This is a genomic window from Micromonospora parva, from assembly GCF_040649675.1.
Taxonomy (GTDB): Bacteria; Actinomycetota; Actinomycetes; order Mycobacteriales; family Micromonosporaceae; genus Micromonospora; species Micromonospora parva.
In genome coordinates this window covers 576810-596366 of record NZ_JBEZFX010000001.1, presented here as the reverse complement: position 1 = coordinate 596366, position 19557 = coordinate 576810, and the positions used below count along the sequence as shown (strand labels likewise).

At 72.5% G+C, this 19557-nt stretch carries 22 protein-coding genes; 13 read left to right on the top strand and 9 right to left on the bottom strand.

Translation table 11 applies throughout. From position 1 onward, the window contains the following. Nucleotides 1–70 precede the first annotated feature (70 nt). The 4 genes from AB0C03_RS02600 to AB0C03_RS02585 all read right to left on the bottom strand — a co-directional run bounded on the left by AB0C03_RS02600 (nt 71) and on the right by AB0C03_RS02585 (nt 5617). Nucleotides 71–2140 (bottom strand): 3-hydroxyacyl-CoA dehydrogenase NAD-binding domain-containing protein, encoded by a 2070-nt coding sequence (locus AB0C03_RS02600; RefSeq protein ID WP_357633756.1) that lies wholly within the window; start codon nt 2138–2140, stop codon nt 71–73. After that, nucleotides 2137–3333 (bottom strand): thiolase family protein, encoded by a 1197-nt coding sequence (locus AB0C03_RS02595; RefSeq protein ID WP_357633754.1) that lies wholly within the window; start codon nt 3331–3333, stop codon nt 2137–2139. The genes AB0C03_RS02600 and AB0C03_RS02595 overlap by 4 nt, the downstream gene beginning before the upstream one ends. Before the next feature lie 296 nt (nt 3334–3629). Further along, the gene (locus AB0C03_RS02590; protein WP_357633751.1) at nt 3630–4949 is read right to left on the bottom strand and encodes a ribonuclease D; all 1320 of its coding nucleotides are present in this window, start codon (nt 4947–4949) and stop codon (nt 3630–3632) included. 95 nt (nt 4950–5044) lie between these two features. Then, nucleotides 5045–5617 carry a DUF3000 domain-containing protein gene (locus tag AB0C03_RS02585; RefSeq protein ID WP_030336243.1) on the bottom strand — a complete coding sequence of 191 codons (573 nt, stop codon included), beginning with the start codon at nt 5615–5617 and terminating at the stop codon, nt 5045–5047. A gap of 149 nt (nt 5618–5766) precedes the next feature. On the opposite strand from AB0C03_RS02585, the gene hemE reads away from it, so the two are divergent. The 3 genes from hemE to hemQ are packed head-to-tail and all read left to right on the top strand — an operon-like array spanning nt 5767 to nt 8980. Then, the gene (hemE, locus tag AB0C03_RS02580; RefSeq protein ID WP_210862286.1) at nt 5767–6864 is read left to right on the top strand and encodes a uroporphyrinogen decarboxylase; all 1098 of its coding nucleotides are present in this window, start codon (nt 5767–5769) and stop codon (nt 6862–6864) included. 5 nt (nt 6865–6869) lie between these two features. Next, nucleotides 6870–8282: a protoporphyrinogen oxidase gene (hemG, locus tag AB0C03_RS02575; protein ID WP_357633746.1), complete on the top strand. Its 1413-nt coding sequence runs from the start codon at nt 6870–6872 to the stop codon at nt 8280–8282. After that, nucleotides 8279–8980 (top strand): hydrogen peroxide-dependent heme synthase, encoded by a 702-nt coding sequence (hemQ, locus tag AB0C03_RS02570; RefSeq protein WP_357633743.1) that lies wholly within the window; start codon nt 8279–8281, stop codon nt 8978–8980. The genes hemG and hemQ overlap by 4 nt, the downstream gene beginning before the upstream one ends. A gap of 51 nt (nt 8981–9031) precedes the next feature. On the opposite strand, the gene AB0C03_RS02565 is transcribed toward hemQ, so the two are convergent. From AB0C03_RS02565 to AB0C03_RS02550, 4 genes are all read right to left on the bottom strand, one after another. After that, entirely contained in the window at nt 9032–10132 is a 1101-nt protein-coding gene (locus AB0C03_RS02565) for a lytic polysaccharide monooxygenase auxiliary activity family 9 protein (protein WP_357633741.1), read from the bottom strand. Nucleotides 10133–10250: 118 nt separating this feature from the next. After that, nucleotides 10251–10706, bottom strand: coding sequence for a GNAT family N-acetyltransferase (locus AB0C03_RS02560; protein WP_030336235.1), 456 nt, complete (start codon nt 10704–10706; stop codon nt 10251–10253). Between the two features lie 24 nt (nt 10707–10730). Next, nucleotides 10731–11672 carry a DMT family transporter gene (locus AB0C03_RS02555; RefSeq protein ID WP_357633739.1) on the bottom strand — a complete coding sequence of 314 codons (942 nt, stop codon included), beginning with the start codon at nt 11670–11672 and terminating at the stop codon, nt 10731–10733. A 211-nt stretch (nt 11673–11883) separates the two neighbouring features. Continuing rightward, nucleotides 11884–12144 (bottom strand): metallothionein, encoded by a 261-nt coding sequence (locus AB0C03_RS02550; RefSeq protein ID WP_030336232.1) that lies wholly within the window; start codon nt 12142–12144, stop codon nt 11884–11886. A 157-nt stretch (nt 12145–12301) separates the two neighbouring features. On the opposite strand from AB0C03_RS02550, the gene AB0C03_RS02545 reads away from it, so the two are divergent. From AB0C03_RS02545 to AB0C03_RS02535, 3 genes are all read left to right on the top strand, one after another. After that, complete coding sequence (locus AB0C03_RS02545) at nt 12302–12577, top strand: isoamylase early set domain-containing protein (protein ID WP_030336230.1); 276 nt, start codon at nt 12302–12304, stop codon at nt 12575–12577. Between the two features lie 109 nt (nt 12578–12686). After that, on the top strand, nt 12687–13433 hold the full coding sequence (locus AB0C03_RS02540; RefSeq protein WP_030336228.1) for a lytic polysaccharide monooxygenase: 747 nt from the start codon (nt 12687–12689) through the stop codon (nt 13431–13433). Nucleotides 13434–13496: 63 nt separating this feature from the next. Then, nucleotides 13497–14105 (top strand): DUF305 domain-containing protein, encoded by a 609-nt coding sequence (locus AB0C03_RS02535; RefSeq protein WP_210866461.1) that lies wholly within the window; start codon nt 13497–13499, stop codon nt 14103–14105. 12 nt (nt 14106–14117) lie between these two features. Here the strand turns inward: AB0C03_RS02535 and msrB are convergent, their stop codons facing one another. Then, on the bottom strand, nt 14118–14522 hold the full coding sequence (gene msrB, locus AB0C03_RS02530; RefSeq protein ID WP_030336225.1) for a peptide-methionine (R)-S-oxide reductase MsrB: 405 nt from the start codon (nt 14520–14522) through the stop codon (nt 14118–14120). Between the two features lie 47 nt (nt 14523–14569). Between msrB and ligD the strand changes: the two genes are divergently transcribed. The 7 genes from ligD (at nt 14570) to AB0C03_RS02495 (ending at nt 19515) form a co-directional block, all read left to right on the top strand. Then, complete coding sequence (gene ligD, locus AB0C03_RS02525) at nt 14570–15601, top strand: non-homologous end-joining DNA ligase (RefSeq protein WP_210866460.1); 1032 nt, start codon at nt 14570–14572, stop codon at nt 15599–15601. A gap of 283 nt (nt 15602–15884) precedes the next feature. Continuing rightward, entirely contained in the window at nt 15885–17135 is a 1251-nt protein-coding gene (locus tag AB0C03_RS02520) for an HNH endonuclease signature motif containing protein (protein WP_357633732.1), read from the top strand. A gap of 222 nt (nt 17136–17357) precedes the next feature. Next, entirely contained in the window at nt 17358–17987 is a 630-nt protein-coding gene (locus AB0C03_RS02515; protein WP_036412278.1) for an HIT family protein, read from the top strand. Further along, nucleotides 17984–18616: a YdeI/OmpD-associated family protein gene (locus tag AB0C03_RS02510; protein ID WP_030336220.1), complete on the top strand. Its 633-nt coding sequence runs from the start codon at nt 17984–17986 to the stop codon at nt 18614–18616. Before AB0C03_RS02515 ends, AB0C03_RS02510 begins: the two co-directional genes overlap by 4 nt. A gap of 88 nt (nt 18617–18704) precedes the next feature. After that, nucleotides 18705–19139: a DUF2975 domain-containing protein gene (locus tag AB0C03_RS02505; protein ID WP_245233731.1), complete on the top strand. Its 435-nt coding sequence runs from the start codon at nt 18705–18707 to the stop codon at nt 19137–19139. Further along, a complete protein-coding gene (locus tag AB0C03_RS02500) occupies nt 19139–19354 on the top strand; it encodes a helix-turn-helix domain-containing protein (RefSeq protein ID WP_030336216.1) in 216 nt (71 codons plus the stop codon). The genes AB0C03_RS02505 and AB0C03_RS02500 overlap by 1 nt, the downstream gene beginning before the upstream one ends. Then, nucleotides 19351–19515, top strand: coding sequence for a hypothetical protein (locus tag AB0C03_RS02495; RefSeq protein WP_357633727.1), 165 nt, complete (start codon nt 19351–19353; stop codon nt 19513–19515). The genes AB0C03_RS02500 and AB0C03_RS02495 overlap by 4 nt, the downstream gene beginning before the upstream one ends. Nucleotides 19516–19557 lie beyond the last annotated feature (42 nt).

The window sequence follows — 19557 nt, the reverse complement described above, 5'->3', positions numbered from 1 at the left end:
GCGACGAATCGCGGTGGTCGGACTGTCCTTCGTGGACGTCCGACCACCGCGACGGTGTTTCTGCGATCGGTCAGGCCGGCAGGCTCGCCGCGCCGCGCGGCAGGAACCGCTGCCCGGTGACCCGCTCGGAGGTGCCGGTCCGGTCCAGGTACGGCGTGACGCCGCCCAGGTGGAACGGCCAACCGGCGCCCAGGATCATGCACAGGTCGATGTCCTGCGCCTCGGCGACCACACCCTCGTCCAGCATCAGCCGGATCTCCTGCGCGAGCGCGTCGAGCGCGTTCTGCCGTACCTGCTCTGCGGTCAGCGGCTGGTCACCGACCACGAGCAGCTTGGCGACGTCCTCGTTGACCTGGTCGTCGACGACGATCGGCTGACCCGAGTCGGCGATCCGCTTGAGGTTCTCGCTGACCCCGAACCGGTCAGGGTACGCGGCGTGCAGGGTGCCGCCCACGTGGTACGCGACGGCCGGCCCGACCAGCTGGAGCAGGGCGAGCGGGCGCATCGGCAGGCCCAGCGGGTCGAGTGCGCTGTTCGCCACGTCCAGCGGGGTGCCGGCGTCCACGGCGGCGAAGACGGTGCCCAGGAAGCGGGTGAGCAGCCGGTTGACCACGAACGCCGGGGCGTCCTTGACCAGCACGCTGGACTTCTTCAGCTGCTTGCCGACCGCGAACGCGGTGGCGAGGGTGGCGTCGTCGGTGCGCTCACCCCGGACGATCTCCAGCAGCGGCAGCACCGCCACCGGGTTGAAGAAGTGGAAGCCGACCACCCGTTCCGGGTGCTCCAGCTCGGCGGCCATCTCGGTGATCGACAGCGAGCTGGTGTTGGTGGCGAGCACCGCCTCCGGAGAGACGATCTTCTCCAGCTCGGCCCAGACCTGCTTCTTGACGCCCAGGTCCTCGAAGACCGCCTCGATGACGAAGTCGGCGTCCGCGAAGGCGCTCTTGTCGACAGTGCCGCTGACCAGGCCGTACAGCTTGGCGGCGGTGTTCTTGTCCATCCGGCCCTTGGTGACGGCCTTCTCGATCTGGGTGTGCACGTAGCCGACGCCCTTGTCCACCCGGGACTGGTCGAGGTCGGTCATCACCACCGGCACCTGGAGGCGGCGGGCGAACAGCAGCGCCAGCTGGCTGGCCATCAGGCCGGCGCCGACGATGCCGACCTTGGTGATCGTGCGGGCCAGGCCCTTGTCCGGTGCGCCGGCCGGCCGCTTGGCCCGCCGCTGCACCAGGTCGAAGGCGTACAGGCCGCTGCGCAGCTCCTCGGAGAAGACCAGGTCCGCGAGGGCCTCGTCCTCGGCGGCGGTGCCGGCGGCGAAGTCGCCGTCCTTCGCCGTCTCCAGCAGGTCCAGCGCCTTGTACGCGGCCGGAACCGCGCCGTGCAGCCGCTGGTTCAGCGTCTCCCGGGCGAAGTAGAGCACGCCCGCCCACATGTCCTTGTCGACCTCGGGCCGGGTCACCGTGACCTGGCCGCGCACCACACCGGCGGCCCATTCGAGGGACCGCTCCAGGAAGTCGGCCGGCTCCAACAGGATGTCCGCGATGCCCAGCTCGGCGGCCTGCTTCGGCTTGAGCATCTTGTTCTGCATCAGCGGGTTCTGGATGATCACCTGGGTGGCGGCGGGGATGCCGATCAGGTTCGGCAGCAGCTGGGTGCCGCCCCAGCCGGGCACCAGACCGAGGGAGACCTCGGGCAGGGCCAGGGCCGCCGCACCACCGGAGAGCGTCCGGTAATGGCAGTGCAGGGCCAGCTCCAGGCCGCCGCCCATCGCCGCGCCGTTGACGAACGCGAACGTGGGAACGGTGCTGTCCTTGAGCCGGGCGAAGACCCGGTGGCCGAGCCGGCCGATCTCCAGCGCCTGCGCGCGGTCGGCGAGCTGCGGCAGGCCGACGATGTCCGCGCCCACGCAGAAGATGTACGGCTTGCCGGTGACCGCGATGAACGCCGGGTCGGCGGCGAGCGCGGCGGTGATCGCCTCGTCCAGGCTGGCCAGCCCACCCGGCCCGAAGGTGTTCGGCTTGGTGTGGTCGAAGCCGTTGTCGAGCGTGATCAGGGCGGCCGGCCGGTCCAGCCCCGGTACGTTCACCTGGCGCAGCAGCGCCCGGGTGACGACCTCGTTCGGTGCGGCGAGCGTGCTCACTTGTTGCCCTCCGTCCAGTGCGGGTTCTCCCAGATGACAGTGCCGCCCATGCCGATGCCGATGCACATCGCGGTGAGGCCGTAGCGGACCTCGGGGTGCTCGGCGAACTGGCGGGCCAGCTGCGTCATCAGCCGCACGCCGGAGGAGGCGAGGGGGTGGCCGATGGCGATCGCGCCGCCCCACTGGTTGACCCGCGCGTCGTCGTCGGCGATGCCGAAGTGGTCGAGGAAGGCGAGCACCTGCACGGCGAACGCCTCGTTCAGCTCGAACAGGCCGATGTCGTCGATGCTGAGCCCGGCCAGGCGCAGCGCCTTCTCCGTCGACGGGATCGGGCCGACACCCATCACCTCGGGCTCGACGCCGACGAACCCGAACGACACCAGCCGCATGGCGACCGGCAGCCCCAGCTCGCGGGCGGTGGCCTCGTCGGCCAGCAGACTCGCGGTGGCGCCGTCGTTGAGGCCGGCCGCGTTGCCCGCGGTGACCTTGCCGTGCGGGCGGAACGGGGTCTTCAGGGTGCCCAGCTTCTCCAGCGAGGTGTCCCGGGGCGCCTCGTCAACGGTGGCCAGACCCCAGCCGCCCTCGGCGTCGCGGATCGACATCGGCACCAGGTCGTCCTGGAGCTTGCCGTTGGCGTACGCCTTGGCGGTCTTCTGCTGCGAGGCGAGCGCGAACGCGTCGGTGCGTGCCTTGGTGATGTGCGGGACCAGGTCGTGCAGGTTCTCCGCGGTGGCACCCATGACGAGCGCGGACGGGTCGACGAGCTTCTCCGCGACGATGCGCGGGTTGGGGTCGACGCCCTCACCCATCGGGTGGCGGCCCATGTGCTCCACGCCACCGGCGATGGCGATGTCGTACGCGCCCATGGCGATGCCGCTGGCCACGGTGGTGACGGCGGTCATCGCGCCGGCGCACATCCGGTCGATGGCGAAGCCGGGGACGGTCTTGGGCAGCCCGGCCAGCAGGGCGGCGGTGCGGCCGATGGTGAGGCCCTGGTCGCCGATCTGGGTGGTGGCCGCGATGGCGACCTCCTCGACCCGCTCCGGGGGCAGCTGCGGGTTGCGACGCAGCAGTTCCCGGATGCAGCGGATCACCAGGTCGTCGGCGCGGGTGTTGGCGTACATGCCACCCGCCTTGCCGAACGGGGTACGGACGCCGTCGACGAAGACGACGTCGCGAACTTCACGGGGCACTTGAGCCTCCTAATCGACCATGATCCGGCCGTCGCGCCGGGAGGGCGCGCCGGACCGAACAAGGGTCGCCGACACGGGCACGTTTCCCTCGAATGCTACTCGCCAGTAACCAACCCGTCGCCACCCCCACCTGTGGCCCACCCCACATCCCTAACCCCTGACCCCCCACCCCACCCCACCCCCGCCCGTCCAGCCTCCGGCGATCATGAGGTTGACGGGGCTGTGGATCTCCCAAAGGCCCGTCAACCTCATGATCACCCGGGCTCGGGGGGGTGGGGGTGGGGGTGGGGGTGGGGTTAGGGGGTGGGGGTCAGGGCTTCGGTCAGGTCGGGGGTGAGGAGGTTGATCTGCCATTCTCGGGCGTTGAGGCCGCGCAGGGTCTCCGCCACCGACTCCGGGGTGATCTCCTCCGGTGGGGTCCAGGCCAACCGGCGGATCGAGTCCGGAGTGATCAGGTTCTCCGGCGGCAGGTTGTGCTCACCGGCGATGCGGATCACGACCTCCCGGCAACGGGCCAGCCGACCCGCCGCCACCGGGTCCCGTTCGGCCCACCGGTGCGGCGGAGGCGGGCCCTCCACCGCCGGCGAGACCGGCAGGGAATCCTCCGGCAGCTGCCGGGCGTCGTCGAGCGCGGCCAGCCAGGTGCGGGCCAGCCGACGGACCGACCGACCACCGAAGCCGGGCAGGGTCAGCAGGGCCTTCTCGTCCTTCGGGTCCAGCTCCGCCGCGGCGATGATCGCCGAGTCGGGCAACACCCGCCCGGGAGCGGCGTCCCGCCGGGCCGCGATCTGGTCCCGGGCGTACCACATCGAGCGGACCCGGGCCTGGGCCCGCGCCCCCCGCAGCCGGTGGATGCCCGAGGTGCGCCGCCACGGCTCCGCGCGCACCCGGGGCGGGCGGGCCCCGGTGCGGACCAGCGCGGCGAACTCCTCCGCGGCCCAGGCCGACTTGCCCTGCCGGGTCAACTCCGCGTCGAGCGCGTCCCGCAGGTCGGTGAGCAGCTCCACGTCGAGGGCGGCGTACGTCAGCCACGACTCGGGCAGCGGTCGGCTCGACCAGTCGGCCGCCGAGTGGTGCTTCTCCAGGGTGAACCCGAGCAGCTGCTCGGTGAGCGCGGCCAGCCCGACGCGTTCGAAACCGGCCAGCCGGGCCGCCAGTTCGGTGTCGAACAGTCGGCGCGGGCGCAGCCCCACCTCGGCCAGGCAGGGAAGATCCTGGCTGGCCGCGTGCAGAACCCACTCGGCCTCACCGATCACCGCGTCCAGCGCGCTGAGGTCGGGCAGCGGCAGCGGGTCGATCAGCGCCGTGCCCGAACCGGCCCGGCGCAGCTGCACCAGGTACGCGCGTTGGCTGTAGCGGTAGCCGGAAGCGCGTTCGGCGTCCAGGGCGACCGGGCCGGTGCCCGCCGCGAAGCGGGCCACGACCTCGGCGAGCTGGGCCGGGGCGGCCACCGGATCGGGGGTGCCGTCACGCGGGGCGGTCAGCGGAACTGGCCCACCGTCGGCCGGGTCAGCCCCCTCGCCCGCCGGCTGCGGCTGGGCCGACGGCGGGTGCTGGGGCGCGTTTCCCGGAAGTTCCTCGGTGGGCCGACGGCGCAGGGGTGGTTCGTCGGTCACCTGACAACCCTAGTGCGCGCGGAGATCCGGTGGGTGCAGCCGGTCCGGCGTGTGTCGGCCAGGTGTCCGCAAAGTTGCCAGCCGCATGCCGACCATCAGGCCGCGCCGGCCGGACGCCGGTCGGAGAGGGCGGTGACACCGGGCGGGGGGAGGCCGGCGGTGGAGGCGAGCAGCGCGCACCAGCCGAGCAGATGCGGGGTCAGGTCGTCGTCGACCGGCGTCCAGGACGCGCGGATCTCGATGTCACCGATGGTCGGTGGCCCGGCAAGATCGCCGAACCGGGTCGACATGGTCTGCGTCACCGTCCCGCCGATCGCGCGGTGGCCGGCGTCCTGGGCGTCCAACGCGTCGGTCAGCCACGTCCAGCCGACCCCGGGCAGCAGCGGGTCGGCGGCCAGGTCGACCTCCAACTCGGCGGTCACGTAGGTGACCAGCCGCAGGGTGCCCTGCCACGCCTCGTGCCCGGCCGGGTTGTGCAGCAGGATCAGCCGACCGGTCGCCACCTCGTCGTCGTCGCGCAGCACCGTCGCGGAGAGCGCGAACGCGTACGGGGCCAGCCGCTGGGGAGCGCCGACCTCCTCCAGGGTGATCTCCGGCCGGGGGGCGGCCGACCGCAGCCCGGCGACCGCGCGGGCGAACGTCTCCGGGAGCGCGATCGGGGGGGCCATGGTGGCAGCCTATGCCGACGTCCGCCCGCCGCTTCGACGGCGCGCCGACGCTCACCGAGGGGCCCCCACGCCGGTTCGGGGGTAAGGAACGGTGCCCTTCCTCTCACCCCCACCCGGTTGGGGCTGGTGGGCGTGGCACGATTGCGGCGATGAGCACGGACACCACGGGCACTGTCGCCCGAGACGGAGACCCACGCCCCGGCGGACCAGCCGACTCGCCCTTCATCCGGGCCTGTCGTCGCCGCCCCGGCCCGCACACGCCCGTCTGGTTCATGCGCCAGGCCGGCCGCTCCCTGCCGGAGTACCGGGAGATCCGGGCGAGCGTGCCGATGCTGGAGTCCTGCCGTCGTCCGGAGCTGGTCACCGAGATCACCCTCCAGCCGGTGCGCCGGCACGGGGTGGACGCGGCCATCCTGTTCAGCGACATCGTGGTGCCCGTCGCCGCGGCCGGGATCGACCTGGACATCGTGCCGGGCACCGGCCCGGTCGTCGCCGAGCCGATCCGCACCGCCGCCGACGTGGAGCGGATCCGCCCGATCACCCGCGACGACGTCCCGTACGTGGACGAGGCCGTCCGGCAGTTGGTGGTCGAGCTGGGCGACACCCCGCTGATCGGGTTCGCCGGCGCGCCGTTCACGCTGGCCAGCTACCTGGTCGAGGGCGGGCCGTCGCGCACCCACGCGAAGACCAAGGCCCTGATGTACGGCGACCCCGAGCTGTGGCACGCGCTCTGCGCCCGGCTGGCCGAGGTGACGCTGGCGTTCCTGCGGGTGCAGATCGAGGCCGGGGTGTCCGCCGTGCAGCTGTTCGACTCGTGGGCCGGCGCGCTCTCCGAGGCCGACTACCGCCGTTTCGTGTTGCCGCACTCGACAGCCGTGCTGAGCGGGTTGGCGTCCGCCGGGGTGCCGCGGATCCACTTCGGGGTGGGCACCGCCGAGCTGCTCGGCGCGATGGGCGAGGCCGGCGCGGACGTGGTCGGCGTCGACTGGCGGACGCCGCTGGACGTGGCCACCGGCCGGATCGGCCCGGACAAGGCGGTGCAGGGCAACCTGGACCCGTGCGTGCTGCTCGCGCCGTGGCCGGTCGTGGAGGCCGAGGTGCGCCGCATCCTGGAGCAGGGCCGGGCGGCCCCCGGGCACGTGTTCAACCTCGGCCACGGGGTGCTGCCGGAGACCGATCCGGAGGTGCTGACCCGGGTGGTCGCGCTGGTGCACGAACTGTCCAGCCGCCGAGCCGACCAGGGCTGAGAAACGTGACGCGGCAGCCCTGGCGGGTGGCGGTGGTCGGCGGCGGGATCGCCGGGCTGGCCGCCGCGGTCCGCTTGCGCGACCGCGCACCGGCCGGCACCGAGATCACCGTGTACGAGCAGTCCGGCGCGCTGGGCGGCAAGCTGCGTACCGGGGAACTGGCCGGTCAGCCGGTGGAGTTCGGCGCGGAGTCGTTCCTGATGCGCGACCCGACGGGCGCCGAGAGCGCGGCGGTGGCGTTGGCCCGCCGGCTCGGGCTGGCCGAGAGGATCGTGCACCCCACGGTGGGGCAGGCCGCGCTGGTCGTCGACGGAGGGCTGCGCCCCATCCCGGGCGGCACCCTGGTGGGCGTACCCGGGGATCTGGATCGGGTGGCCACCGTCGCCCGCCCGGCCGCGGACGCCGACACCGACGGTGGCCGGCCGCTGGTCGGGCCGGACGAGGACGTCTCGGTCGGTGCGCTGGTCCGGTCCCGCTTCGGGGACGAGGTGGTCGATCGGCTGGTCGACCCGATGCTGGGCGGCGTGTACGCGGGCCGCGCCGACGATCTGTCCCTGGTCACCACGATGCCGGCGCTGGCCCGGACGGCCCGGGTGGAGCACACCCTGGTCGGCGCGGTCCGGGCCGCACAGGCCGCCGCGCCGCGGGTGCCCGGCGCCCCGGTCTTCGGCACCCTGGTCGGCGGGCTGAGCACCCTGGTCGAGGCCGCGGTGACGGCCAGCGGCGCGACGGTACGGCGCGACGCCGCCGTGCGTGAGCTGACAGCGACCGGCACCGGTTGGCGGCTCACCGTCGGCCCGACCCGGGACCCGGAGCTGGTGGACGTGGACGCCGTGGTGCTGGCGGTGCCGGCGCGACCGGCCGCCCGGCTGCTCGCCGGGGCGGCGCCGGCGGTGGCGGCGGGCGTCGGCGCGTTGGACTACGCGAGCGTCGCGCTGGTCACCATGGCGTTGCCGCAGCCGCGCCTGCCCGAGCTGTCCGGCTTCCTGGTGCCGAGCACCGAGGGGTTGCTGATCAAGGCGGCGACGTTCTTCACCACCAAGTGGGGGCACCTGCGCCGGCCGGACGGGTTGGCGGTGGTGCGCGCCTCGGTGGGCCGGTACGGCGAGGAGTCGCAGCTTCAGCGCCCCGACGAGGACCTGGCGGCCACCGTGCACCGAGAGCTGTCGGCGGTGCTCGGCACCGCACTGCCCGCCCTGGTCGACGGGCATGTGCAACGGTGGGGCGGGGCCCTGCCGCAGTACGCGCCGGGGCACGCCGACCGGCTCGCGGCCGCGCGGACGGCGTTGCGGGCCGCGCACCCCACAGTCGTCCTCGCCGGCGCCGGCTACGACGGCGTCGGTATCCCGGTCTGCGTCCGCTCCGGCGAGACGGCGGCCGAGGAGATCATCACAGCACTGGGAGGATCGGCGAGATGACCGAGCAGACCAACGCGGCCCGGTTGCGGGAGCTGAACGACAGCATCCGCTACACCATGTGGTCCGTGTTCCGGGCCAGCGCACCGCTGCCGTCGCTGCGGGACAACGTCACCGGCGAGGTCGAGTCCCTCTTCGAGGAGCTGGCCGGCAAGGACGTGGTGGTCCGGGGCGTGTACGACGTCTCCGGGCTGCGCGCCGACGCGGACGTGATGATCTGGTGGCACTCCGCGTCCAGTGACGCGTTGCAGGACGCGTACCTGCGGTTGCGTCGCACCACGCTGGGGCGGGCGCTGACGCCGGTGTGGTCGCAGATGGCCCTGCACCGGCCGGCGGAGTTCAACAAGAGCCACATCCCGGCGTTCCTGGCCGGCGAGGAGGCCCGCCACTACATCTGCGTGTACCCGTTCGTCCGCTCGTACGAGTGGTACCTGCTGCCCGACGCCGAGCGGCGCGAGATGCTGGCCGAGCACGGGAAGATGGCCCGCGGCTACCCGGACGTGCGGGCCAACACTGTCGCCTCGTTCGCGCTCGGTGACTACGAGTGGATGCTCGCCTTCGAGGCCGACGAACTGCACCGGATCGTCGACCTGATGCGGGACCTGCGCGCCTCCGGCGCCCGCCGGCACGTCCGCGAAGAGGTCCCGTTCTACACCGGCCGCCGCCGCTCGGTGGCCGAGATCGTCAACTGCCTGGTCTGACGCCCGCCGGCCGGCGCCGCACCCCCGCCCGGGTGCGGCGCCGGACGGGGGTCAACTGGTCGTCGTACAGGAGACCAGCGGAACCGGGTTGCTGCCGTTCCACGAGCCGAGGAATCCGAACGTGGTGCTCGCTCCGGCGGCGAGGGTGCCGTTGTGCGCGGCGTTGCGCGCGGTGACCTGCGTGCCGCTGCTGCTGACCGTCGCGTTCCACGACGACGTGACCTGCTGGCCGTTGGCGTAGTTCCAGGTGACCGACCAGCCCCGGGTGGGTGAACCACCGGCGGTCACCTTCACGTCGGCCTGGAAGCCACCGGACCACTGACCGGTGACCTGGTATGTCGCCGTGCAGGCACCGGCCGGCGGCGGGGTGCTCGGCGGCGGGGTCGTCGGCGGCGGGGTGGTGGGCGGCGGGGTCGTCGGCGGGGGAGTGGTCGGCGGCGGGGTGGTCGAGCCGCCGCCGAAGTCGACGTCGCTGCACAGGTAGTACGACTGGTCGAAGTGGCTGGCCTGCCAGACGGTGTAGACGATGTGCCGCCCGGTGCGTCCGGGCGCGCTGACCGGGATCTGGATCGAGACGCCACCGGTGTCCGGGTCCCACTGCGAGGCCGGGGTGTTGCCGATCTGGCCCGCCAACTCCAGGTTGCCCCAGCCCAGCGGTTGGGTGGCGGAGTTGAAGCCCTGCTTGGTCACGTACACCCGGATGTAGTCGGCTCCGTGACTGGCCTGGTCGAAGAAGCGCAGCCGGAAGTTGTTCGACACCGCCGTGGTCTTCCAGGCGCCGACGGTGTCCAGCGCGTTGTAGCGGGGGCTCTGGGTGCGTCCGCCGCTGCACAGCTGGCCGTCGGGGACGGCGGCCTGGTGGTTGCCCCCCACGCCCTCGCGGAACAGGCCGTTCCAGTTCCACATGGCGGCCGGGTCGGCCTGCCAGGCCTGCCAGCACATCGGGTCCTCGGTGGCCATCCGAGGGTTCTGGAAGTCGCCGCCCCACCGCTGCCAGCAGCTGTAGTTGCGCGAGGCCGGGTCGACGACCGAACCGTGCGCCGAGGCGGGCCTGGTCAGCACGGTGGTCAGTGCGGTCGTCAACAGGAGCGTGGTGGTCGCCACGATGGCGAACAGCCAGAGCACGCGTCGTGATCGGGTGAGAGTGGACATGGAGCCCCCGGGGGGATGAGGTCGGACGTCGACACCCGGATCGCCGGGAGTTGCCCACTCCCAGGCCTCATCGCTGGCTCCCGCGACGGCGCTACCCGGCACGATGCCAGTTTGATCGTCACACGTCAATGGGTTCGCGTCGCATCGGCGTGTGCGGGATGCCGTCCTCGACGTACTCGGGGCCGCTGACCGCGAAGCCGTGCCGGGCGTAGAACCCGACCAGGTGCGACTGGGCCTCCAGCACGCACCGCCGGTTGCCCACCACCTCCAGCGCCGCGCTCATCAGCCGGCCGGCGTGTCCGCCGCCGCGCGCCGCCGGGGCCACCACCACCCGACCGATCCGGGCGGTGCCGTCCGGGTCGGCCAGAATCCGCAGGTACGCCAGCGGCGCGCCGCCGTCGGTGAGCCAGAGGTGGCGGGTGCCCGGCTCGACGTCGCGCCCGTCGAGCTCCGGGTACGGGCAGTTCTGCTCCACCACGAACACGTCGATGCGCAGCTTGAGCAGGTCGTGGAAGGTGCGGGTGTTCAGGTCGGCGAAGGAGGCCGTCCGGACCTCGGTGGTCTGCTGGGGCATCCACCGATCGTAGGTCGGGCGGTTTCACCTGCTGTCCGCCCGGTCGGGCGCGAGGTAGGTGGCGGCCACGGCGGTGAGCAGCAGGACGCCGCCGACGATCACCGGCAGGGGAAGCGGTTCGCGCAGCAGCGCCACCGCGAGCGCCGCGGCGGTGAGCGGTTCGAGCAGGGTCAGCACGGCCGCGACGCTGCCCGGGATGGTGCGCAGCCCGGCGTAGAACAACGCGTACGCGACCGCCGTGGTGACCACGCCGAGGTGCAGCAGCAGCGCCACGGTGTCCAGGCGTACCGGCAGGCCCACCCCGGCGACCAAGGCGAACGGCGCCAGGGTCAGCGCGCCGACCACCGTGGAGATGGTGGTCAGGGTCATCGGCGCGGTGCGCTGCGACACCTGGCGGCTGATCAGGGTGGTCACCGCGTACCCGAGGCCGGAGCCGGCCGCCGCGAGCAGGCCGAGCAGCGGGGCGGGCGCCGCCGCGCCGGGCTGCCCGGTGGCGCCGGTGATCAGGACGAGGCCGGCCACCGCCGCGACCAGCGTGCCGAGGCGCAGCGGGCCGGGGAGCCGGCGGGCCTGCACCGACTCCCAGGCGGCGGCGAGCACCGGGGCCAGGCCCAGGCTGACGATGGTGGCCACGCTGACGCCGGCCCAGGCCACGGCGGCGAAGTAGAGCGCCTGGTAGAGGCCGAGGCCGACGCCGGTGAGCAGCAGCGGTACGGGTGCGGCGCGCAGCGTGGACACGATCGTGCGGAGCCGGCCGGCGGTGCAGGCCAGCAGCACGAGCGCGGCGATGGCGAGGCGGTGGAAGCCGATGCTCACCGGGCTGAGCCCGGTGCCCTCGCGCAGGAGTTGCACCGCCACGCCGGTGGTGCCCCACAGCACGCCGGTGACGGTGATCTGGATCAGGCCGCTGCGGGCGGCGTGGCGGGCGGCCGAGGCGGCCGGCAACGGGGTACGGGTGATGGACACGGGAGCGCTCCGAAGGGTGAGCCGTTGACGGGGACGACGTCGACGGAGCGCGTACGACAGGATGGCCGAGCGGGGTCAGGTCACCCGGTCGGCGAGAGGCGCGGCGCTCCGCTCAGGAGCGCGGCGGGGGCAGGACGCCCAGAAACGGTCGCATGGCGACGACCGTACCCCAGTCTGGTGACCCGGCTGACCCGCGGCCGGTTTGGCGCGGTCAGGCCGGGCGGGCGCCGACGGCGTCGCGGACCTCCGCGCCCACCGCGCCCTCGACGGCGCGGGCGCAGTGCGCGCAGCAGAAGAAGCGGCCGTTGACCTCGACACCGTGCCCGACGATCTTGACCTGGCAGTGCTCGCAGATGGGTGCCATCCGGTGGATCGCGCATTCGAACGAGTCGAAGGTGTGCACGTCGCCGCTGACGGTGTGCACCTCGAACGCCATCCAGTAGTCGTTGCCGCAGACCTCGCAGGTTGCCACCGAAAAACCTCCGTTACGTGGACAAGTGCCTACAGAATCCCCCAGGGCTGTCGGGGCGCGCGGCGGAACGTCGACGCCTGACCCGGGTGGCGGCGTGTCGGCGTCGGCGTGTTGCCCGTTGTGCCTGGTGAACCGCCGCGACCCCCGGAGGATCACCGTGATCAAGCGCAACAGGCTCTTCGGCAACCAGACCCGGGTCACCTTCTGCCTGCCCCGTGACGTCCCGCCCGGCCCGGTGAGCGTCGTCGGCTCCTTCAACGGCTGGGAGCCGGGTCGACACGAGTTGGTGGCCCGCCGCGACGGCACCAGGACGGTGACGGTGAAACTGCCGCCGGGGGAGCACCGGTTCCGGTACCTCGGCACCGGCGGCGTCTGGTTGGACGACGAGTCCGCCGATCAGGTCGACGACCGGGGCAGCCTGCTGCGGCTCTGAGAAGAAAACCGTCACCATCGATGTATTTATCGATGAGAGTCTTTACTGTTAACAATGTTTAAATTACGTTGAGGGGCACCTCACCGCACCTGGAGAAGGAGCTGCCCCGATGCGTCGAAGAATCACTGTTCCGCTGGTGGCGGCGGGCGCCGTCGCCGCCACCCTGACCGTCGCCGCCCCCGCGCAGGCGCACGGTTACGTCTCCGCCCCACCGAGCCGGCAGGCGCTCTGCGCGCAGGGCCGGGTGCCCGACTGCGGGCAGATCAAGTACGAGCCGCAGAGCGTCGAAGGGCCCAAGGGTCTGCGCAGCTGCAACGCCGGAATCGCCCAGTTCGCCGTCCTCAACGACGACAGTCGGGGCTGGCCGGCCACCTCGGTGGGCAGCTCGCTGACCTTCACCTGGGTGAACACCGCCCGGCACGCCACCAGCAACTGGGAGTACTGGATCGGCAACACCCGCGTCGGCGTGGTCAACGGCAACGGTCAGCAGCCCGGCGCCACCGTCTCGCACAACGTCAACCTCGGCGGCTTCACCGGCCGGCAGAAGATCCTCGCGGTGTGGAACATCTCCGACACGGCGAACGCCTTCTACTCCTGCATCGACGTGCAGATCGGCGGCGGCGGGACGAACCCCACCCCCACTCCCACACCCACCCCCACGGCGACCCCACGGCCCACCCCGACCCCCACGCCGACCACTCCACCCGCGCAGGGCGGCACCTGGGCGGCCGGTCGGGCGTACCAGGTCGGCGACCAGGTCACCTACGGCGGAGCGACGTACCGCTGCCGGCAGGCGCACACCGCGATCGCGGGCTGGGAGCCGCCGAACGTACCGGCGCTCTGGCTCCAGGTCTGACCGCACGGGTGCGGCCGGTCGGTCGCACCCGTGTCGCCACCCTCGCGTGAACGGAGCATCGGCATGCCCCGCCGTACCCCACTGGCGTCCCTCGTCGCCGCTCTGCTGCTCAGCGGAGCGTGCGCCGGATCACCCACGTCGAGTCCGTCGGCAGTGCCGCAGCCGGCCCCCGCGTCCCCGGCCAGCTCAGCGCCGGCCGGGTCCGCGGGCGTCGGATCGTCGACCGACGGGGCCGCGATGAGCGGGATCGACGTGGTGTTCCTCAGCACCATGGTCGGGCACAGCGAACGCACCCTGCAGATCGTCCGGCTGGCCCGGGAGCGGCTGCGCGACGATGCGCTGCGCACCCTGGCCGCCGCCATCGAGGCGACCGAGGCCGACGAGCTGACCACGATGCGCGGCTGGCTGGCCACGGCCGGGCCGGGCGCCAGCGCGGCGGCACACCACCACGACGGGCACGGCGATGACGCCGCGCTCGACCGGCTGCGGACCGCGCCGGACGCGGACGTCGACCGGGTGTTGCGCGAGGTGCTCGCCGACCACCAGCGATCGGCCGCCGACCTGGCCCGATCCCACGTCGACGTCGGCCGCGACGACCGGGTCCGCGACCTGGCCCGGCGCGTCGAACAGTCCCGGACCGCCGAGATCGAGCTGCTCAGGGGTAGGCAGTGAGTGGCTCCGTGGTCAGCGGGGTTCCAGCTTGATGGAGACCGAGTTGACGCAGTGCCGGGTGTCCTTCGGGGTGAAACCCTCGCCGTGGAAGACGTGCCCGAGGTGGCTGTCGCAGCGGGCGCAGCGGATCTCCGTGCGGGCCATGCCGAGGCTGCGGTCCTCGATCTCCTTGACCCGGCCCGGGATGGCGTCGTCGAAGCTCGGCCAGCCACAGTGCGAGTCGAACTTGGTGTCGCTGGAGAACAGCTCCAGCCCACAGGCGCGGCAGTGGTAGACCCCCTGGGTCTTCGTGTCCACGTACTCGCCCGTCCACGGGCGTTCGGTGCCGGCCTCCCGCAGGACGTGGAACTCCTCGGGGGTCAGCCGGACCCGCCACTCTTCGTCGGTACGGGGCAGCTCGTTGTCGTCAAGACTCACCCGTCAACGGTACGTCGAACGTCGGGGGCGTGGCATAAGGTCGCGGGATGGGTGGCACCAAGGCCACGGCCGCCGAGATCGAGGTGGCCGGGCACACCGTCCGACTGAGCAGTCCGGATCGGGTGATCTTCCCGCAGCGGGGGTTCACCAAGGCGGACGTCTTCCACTACTACCTCGCGGTCGGCGACGGGATCATGCGCGCCCTGCGGGACCGGCCGACCACCCTGCAACGCTTCCCCGAGGGCGTCGAGGGCGAGGCGTTCTTCCAGAAGCGGGTGCCCACCCGAGGGGTTCCGCCGTGGGTGACGACCGCCCAGATCACCTTCCCGAGCGGCCGGAGCGCGGCGGAGCTGTGCCCGGTCGACCTCGCGCACGTGGCCTGGGCGGCGCAGATGGGCACCATCGTCTTCCACCCGTGGCCGGTGCGGGCCGCCGACGTCGACCGTCCCGACGAGCTGCGCATCGACCTGGATCCGCAGCCCGGCACCGACTTCGCCGACGCGGCCCGGGCCGCCGGGGAGGTCCGTGCGCTCCTCGACGAGCTGGGCGCGACCGGTTGGCCGAAGACCTCCGGTGGCCGGGGCGTGCACGTCTACCTGCGCATCCAACCCCGCTGGACGTTCACCGAGGTGCGCCGGGCCACCATCGCGCTGGCCCGGGAGGTGGAGCGCCGCAACCCCGACCTGGTCACCACCGCCTGGTGGAAGGAGGAGCGCGGCACCCGGGTGTTCGTCGACTTCAACCAGATGGCGCGGGACCGGACGATCGCCTGCGCGTACTCGCTGCGGGCCAACGCGCGGGCCACCGTCTCGACCCCGGTCACCTGGGACGAGCTGCCCGACGTCGACCCGGACGACTTCGACCTGCGCACCGTCCCGGCGCGGCTCGCCGAGCGCGGTGACCCGCACGCCGGCATCGACGACACACCGTGGGACATCACCCCGCTGCTGGAGTGGGCCGAGCGCGACGCCGCCGCCGGCCAGGGCGACCTGCCGTACCCGCCGGACCACCCGAAGATGCCCGGCGAACCCAAGCGGGTGCAGCCCAGCCGCGCCAAGCGCACCCCCGACGGTCCCTGACGGGTTTCCCGGGTGGGGCCAGCGGGCCTTCCGCGCGCCGCCCCGCCTTGCGCCGCGCCCCCCGCCCCGCCTTGCGCCGCGCCCTCCGCGCCGCCTTGCGCCGCGTCGCGCCAAGGTTCGAGCAGCTTTCCCGATGTTGCTGCCTCCGGTGGGTGGGAGACAGCAACATCGCTGATGTTGTGCGGATCTTGGCGACAGGCATTCCGTGCGGCGCCTGCGCCGGTGGTTCCGCACGTCTGTGACGGCTGAAATTTTTGTCGTACACCTGTTCTAGAGTTTGTATGTGATCGATGAGTTGGTGCGGGCCGAGGCGGCGGTGGTGAGCTGTGCCGACGCTGCCGCCTGGGCCCTCTCCGAGCGCGATCTCATCGCGGCGCTCGACGCCACGCACCGGTTGCAGCAGCGGCTGGCGGCGGTGCAGTTGGCGGTCGTCCGGGAGTTGGACGGGCGCGGCGTCGCGCTGGCGCAGGGCGCGTCCTCCACAGCGGTGTGGTTGCGCGAGCGGCTACGTCTCGATGTCTCGGCCGCGCGTCGGCTGGTCGGCCTCGCGGCTTCGATCGACGTTGCGCCACCCGCGGTGCGTGACGCCCTGGCGAGCGGGGCGGTCAGCGTGGAGCAGGCCCGGGTCGTCGCCGAGACGGCCGCCACGGTGACGGCGTCGGCGGGCTCCGAGGTGGCCGACAAGGCCGTCGGTGTGCTGGTCGAGTGGGCCAGGCAGTTCGACCCCACCCTGCTCCGCAAACTCGGCACCCGCATCCTCGACCACGTCGCTCCCGACCTCGCCGACGCTGCCGCCGCAGCGGCCCTGGCCGCCGAGGCCGCCCGGGCCACCCGCGACCGACACGTCACCATCTCCGAGCAGGCCGGCGGGCGGCTACGGCTCAGCGGCACCCTCGACGCGGAGGCCGCAGCACTGTTGCGTGCCGTCATCGACCCACTCAGCGCGCCCGCCGGCCCCGACGACACCCGCTGTGCCGGGCAGCGCCGCCACGACGCCCTCGCGGACGTGTGTCGGCTGGCGCTGCGCACCGGCGAGTTGCCCGAGAACGGCGGCGACCCCGCCCAACTCGTCGTCACCATCGACTACGACGGGCTGGCACGGCAGGTGGGTGGCGGGACCCTCGACGTCGGCCTGCGGCTCACCCCCGACGCGGTGCGCCAACTCGCATGCGACGCGGCCATCCTGCCCGCCGTGCTCGGCGGCGCCGGGCAGGTGCTCGACGTGGGCCGACAGCGTCGCCTTGTCACCGGCCCCCTGCGCCGGGCCCTGGTGCTTCGCGATGGCGGCTGCGCCTTCCCCGGCTGCGACCGGCCACCCCGCTGGTGCGCCGCCCACCACATCCGGCACTGGGCCGACGGGGGCCCGACCAGCCTCGACAACGCGGTGCTGCTCTGCGGCCACCACCACCGGCACATCCACCAGGCCGACTGGTTGGTCCGGCTGGGCGGCAACGGACACCCCGAGTTCGTGCCGCCGGCCTGGCTCGATCCAGACCAGATTCCGCGCCGCAACCACTACCACCAACGAACATAGGCCGACCGACTGCCACCGCCGAACGGAGGCCGACCGGCTGCCATCGCCGAACGGAGGCCGACCGACTGCCACCATCGAACGGAGCCCGACCCGGTGCCGCCAGTCGGCACGGCGGTCGGGAGGTGGGGCGTCTTCGGTCGGCTGCCACTCGGCGACGGCCTGCCGTCGGGCCAGGTAGCTCTCGTCGTACCAATGTGGATCTTGTCGACTAGCCTGTGTCGCATGGCCATGCGACCGGATGAGTTCTACGACCACGCGGTTGCCGCCGCGGACGACGAGCGCCGCCTTCCCCTGGCGCGCATGACCGGGTGGGAGATCAGTCCGTTCGAGCCGGACGGACTTCGCGTGGCGCCGCTGCGGCCGCCGGTGCTCCCCGAGCCACCGCGCCACGGCGAGGATCCGTCAGACTGCGACGCCTGCCGCAAGCGGGACGAAGGGATCTGGTTCAACGAGCGGTGGCGGCTGACCCGGATCGAGGGTGTGGGTGTCCCGCTGGTGCTCATGCTGTTGCCGCGCGAGCACTACGACATGGCGGACCTGCCCGACGAGTTGGCCGCCGAGCTGGGGTTGTTGAGCACCCGCATCGTCCGCCACGTGCAGGCGCTGCCGCACATCTCACGCGCCCACGTCTACCGCTTCGGCGACGGCGGCGCCCACCTGCACATCTGGTTCTTCGCTCGGCCCGAGGGGCAGGCCCAGTTGTTCGGGTCGTGGCTGGTCGCCTGGGACGACCTGCTGCCGGAGTACCCGGCGCAGGTGGCCGAGGCCGACGCCGACGCGGTGGCGGACGCGTTGGTCGAGTCCCACGGCGGGCACCGACTGTCAGACCCGGGGGTTAGCCTGCCGGCATGACGAGCGCTGAGCTGGACGAGCTGATCGTCGCTGACGCCGACGCGCTGCGCGCCTGGTTGTCGGCGAACCACGCCTCGTCGCCCGGTGTCTGGCTCGCGCTGACCAAAAAGGGCGGCACGGTCACGACGGTGACCTGGCAGCAGGCGGTCGACGAGGGCCTGTGCTTCGGCTGGATCGACGGGCAGGCCCGTAAGCGGGACGAGGGGTCCTCGTGGATCCGGTTCACCCCGCGCCGGTCCCGCAGCTCGTGGTCGCAACGCAACGTGGCGAACGTTGCCCGGCTGGAGGAACAGGGACGGATGCTGCCACCGGGTCGGGCCGCGGTGGATGCGGCGAAGGCGGACGGTCGATGGGCGGCGGCGTACGCCCCGCCGTCGGAGGCGGAGGTGCCGGCCGACCTCCTCGCCGCGATCGCCGCCGAACCCGCTGCGCAGGCCATGTTCGACGTGCTCACCAAGGCCAACCGGTTCGCCCTCATTCACCGCCTCAACGCGGTCAAGCGGGCGGAGACCCGCGAGCGGAAGATCGTCGACTTCGTCGCCATGTTGGCCCGGCACGAGGCGTTCTACCCGCAGAAGGCCAGGCCGTCCTCGGCGGCCGATGCGCCCGGCGCAACAGGCGGCAACTGACGAACCGATTGACTTTCGATAGGTAGCGAGCGAAACTCGATGCATGGTTACTGAGCATCGAGCGGTTGCCGCTCTCAGAGTCTTTCTCGTGGTGCTGTTCGGGGTGCTGGTCGTGTTCCAGACCCTCTCGCTGCCCGGCCAGTTCGCGTACATGGCTGAGCAGTCGCCGCAGGACGCCCACCTGCGCTGGCCGGCGACCGCCGTGACGGTGTTCTGGGTGCTCTGCGTCCAGGTGGTCATCGTCGCGACGTGGCAGTTGCTCAGCCTGGTCAAGAGCGACCGCATCTTCACCGAGGCGTCGCTCAAGTGGGTGGACGCCATCGTGTGGGCCATCGCCGCCGCCTGGGTGGTGCTGGTGGGCGTCTTTCTCTGGGTCGGCTTCAACGCGGACGACCCGGGACTACCCCTCCTGCTCTTCCTCCTGACGGTGGGCGTCACCGTGCTGGGGCTCCTCATGGTGGTGATGCGTGCGCTGCTGCGGCAGGCCACCACGCTGCGCAGCGACATGGAAGCGGTGATCTGATGCCCATCGTCGTCCGCATCGACGTCGAGTTGGCCAAACGCAAGATGAGCGTCGGTGAGTTCGCCGAGCGCGTCGGGCTCACGCCGGCCAACGTGGCGGTGCTCAAGAACGGCCGCGCCAAGGCCGTCCGGTTCAGCACCCTGGAAGCGATGTGCCGGGTGCTCGACTGCCAGCCCGGAGACCTGCTCGAGTGGGTGGAGGAGGAAACCCCATGAGGTACGCCCTGATCGTTGCCGCGGTCCTCGGGGTGGCGCTCGGCGTCGCCGCCGTCGTGCTCGGCGGGGCCGACGACTCCCCGGGCCTGCAGGGCATCGGCGTCCTGCTGGTGATCGGCGCGGTGGTGTTCGGCATCCGCAACGTTCGACGCGGCAGCTAGGCATTACAGCTAGCCGCCCGGCTTCGGCCGACCCTCCCGTAA

What these genes read in the sequence shown, in the direction of transcription:
- AB0C03_RS02585 (WP_030336243.1), bottom strand. Translation starts at nt 5,617, where the DNA reads ATGGCCCCCCCGATCGCGCTCCCGGAGACGTTCGCCCGCGCGGTCGCC.
- hemE (WP_210862286.1), top strand. Translation starts at nt 5,767, where the DNA reads ATGAGCACGGACACCACGGGCACTGTCGCCCGAGACGGAGACCCACGC.
- hemQ (WP_357633743.1), top strand. Translation starts at nt 8,279, where the DNA reads ATGACCGAGCAGACCAACGCGGCCCGGTTGCGGGAGCTGAACGACAGC.
- AB0C03_RS02565 (WP_357633741.1), bottom strand. Translation starts at nt 10,132, where the DNA reads ATGTCCACTCTCACCCGATCACGACGCGTGCTCTGGCTGTTCGCCATC.
- AB0C03_RS02560 (WP_030336235.1), bottom strand. Translation starts at nt 10,706, where the DNA reads ATGCCCCAGCAGACCACCGAGGTCCGGACGGCCTCCTTCGCCGACCTG.
- AB0C03_RS02540 (WP_030336228.1), top strand. Translation starts at nt 12,687, where the DNA reads ATGCGTCGAAGAATCACTGTTCCGCTGGTGGCGGCGGGCGCCGTCGCC.
- AB0C03_RS02535 (WP_210866461.1), top strand. Translation starts at nt 13,497, where the DNA reads ATGCCCCGCCGTACCCCACTGGCGTCCCTCGTCGCCGCTCTGCTGCTC.
- ligD (WP_210866460.1), top strand. Translation starts at nt 14,570, where the DNA reads ATGGGTGGCACCAAGGCCACGGCCGCCGAGATCGAGGTGGCCGGGCAC.
- AB0C03_RS02515 (WP_036412278.1), top strand. Translation starts at nt 17,358, where the DNA reads ATGGCCATGCGACCGGATGAGTTCTACGACCACGCGGTTGCCGCCGCG.
- AB0C03_RS02510 (WP_030336220.1), top strand. Translation starts at nt 17,984, where the DNA reads ATGACGAGCGCTGAGCTGGACGAGCTGATCGTCGCTGACGCCGACGCG.
- AB0C03_RS02500 (WP_030336216.1), top strand. Translation starts at nt 19,139, where the DNA reads ATGCCCATCGTCGTCCGCATCGACGTCGAGTTGGCCAAACGCAAGATG.
- AB0C03_RS02495 (WP_357633727.1), top strand. Translation starts at nt 19,351, where the DNA reads ATGAGGTACGCCCTGATCGTTGCCGCGGTCCTCGGGGTGGCGCTCGGC.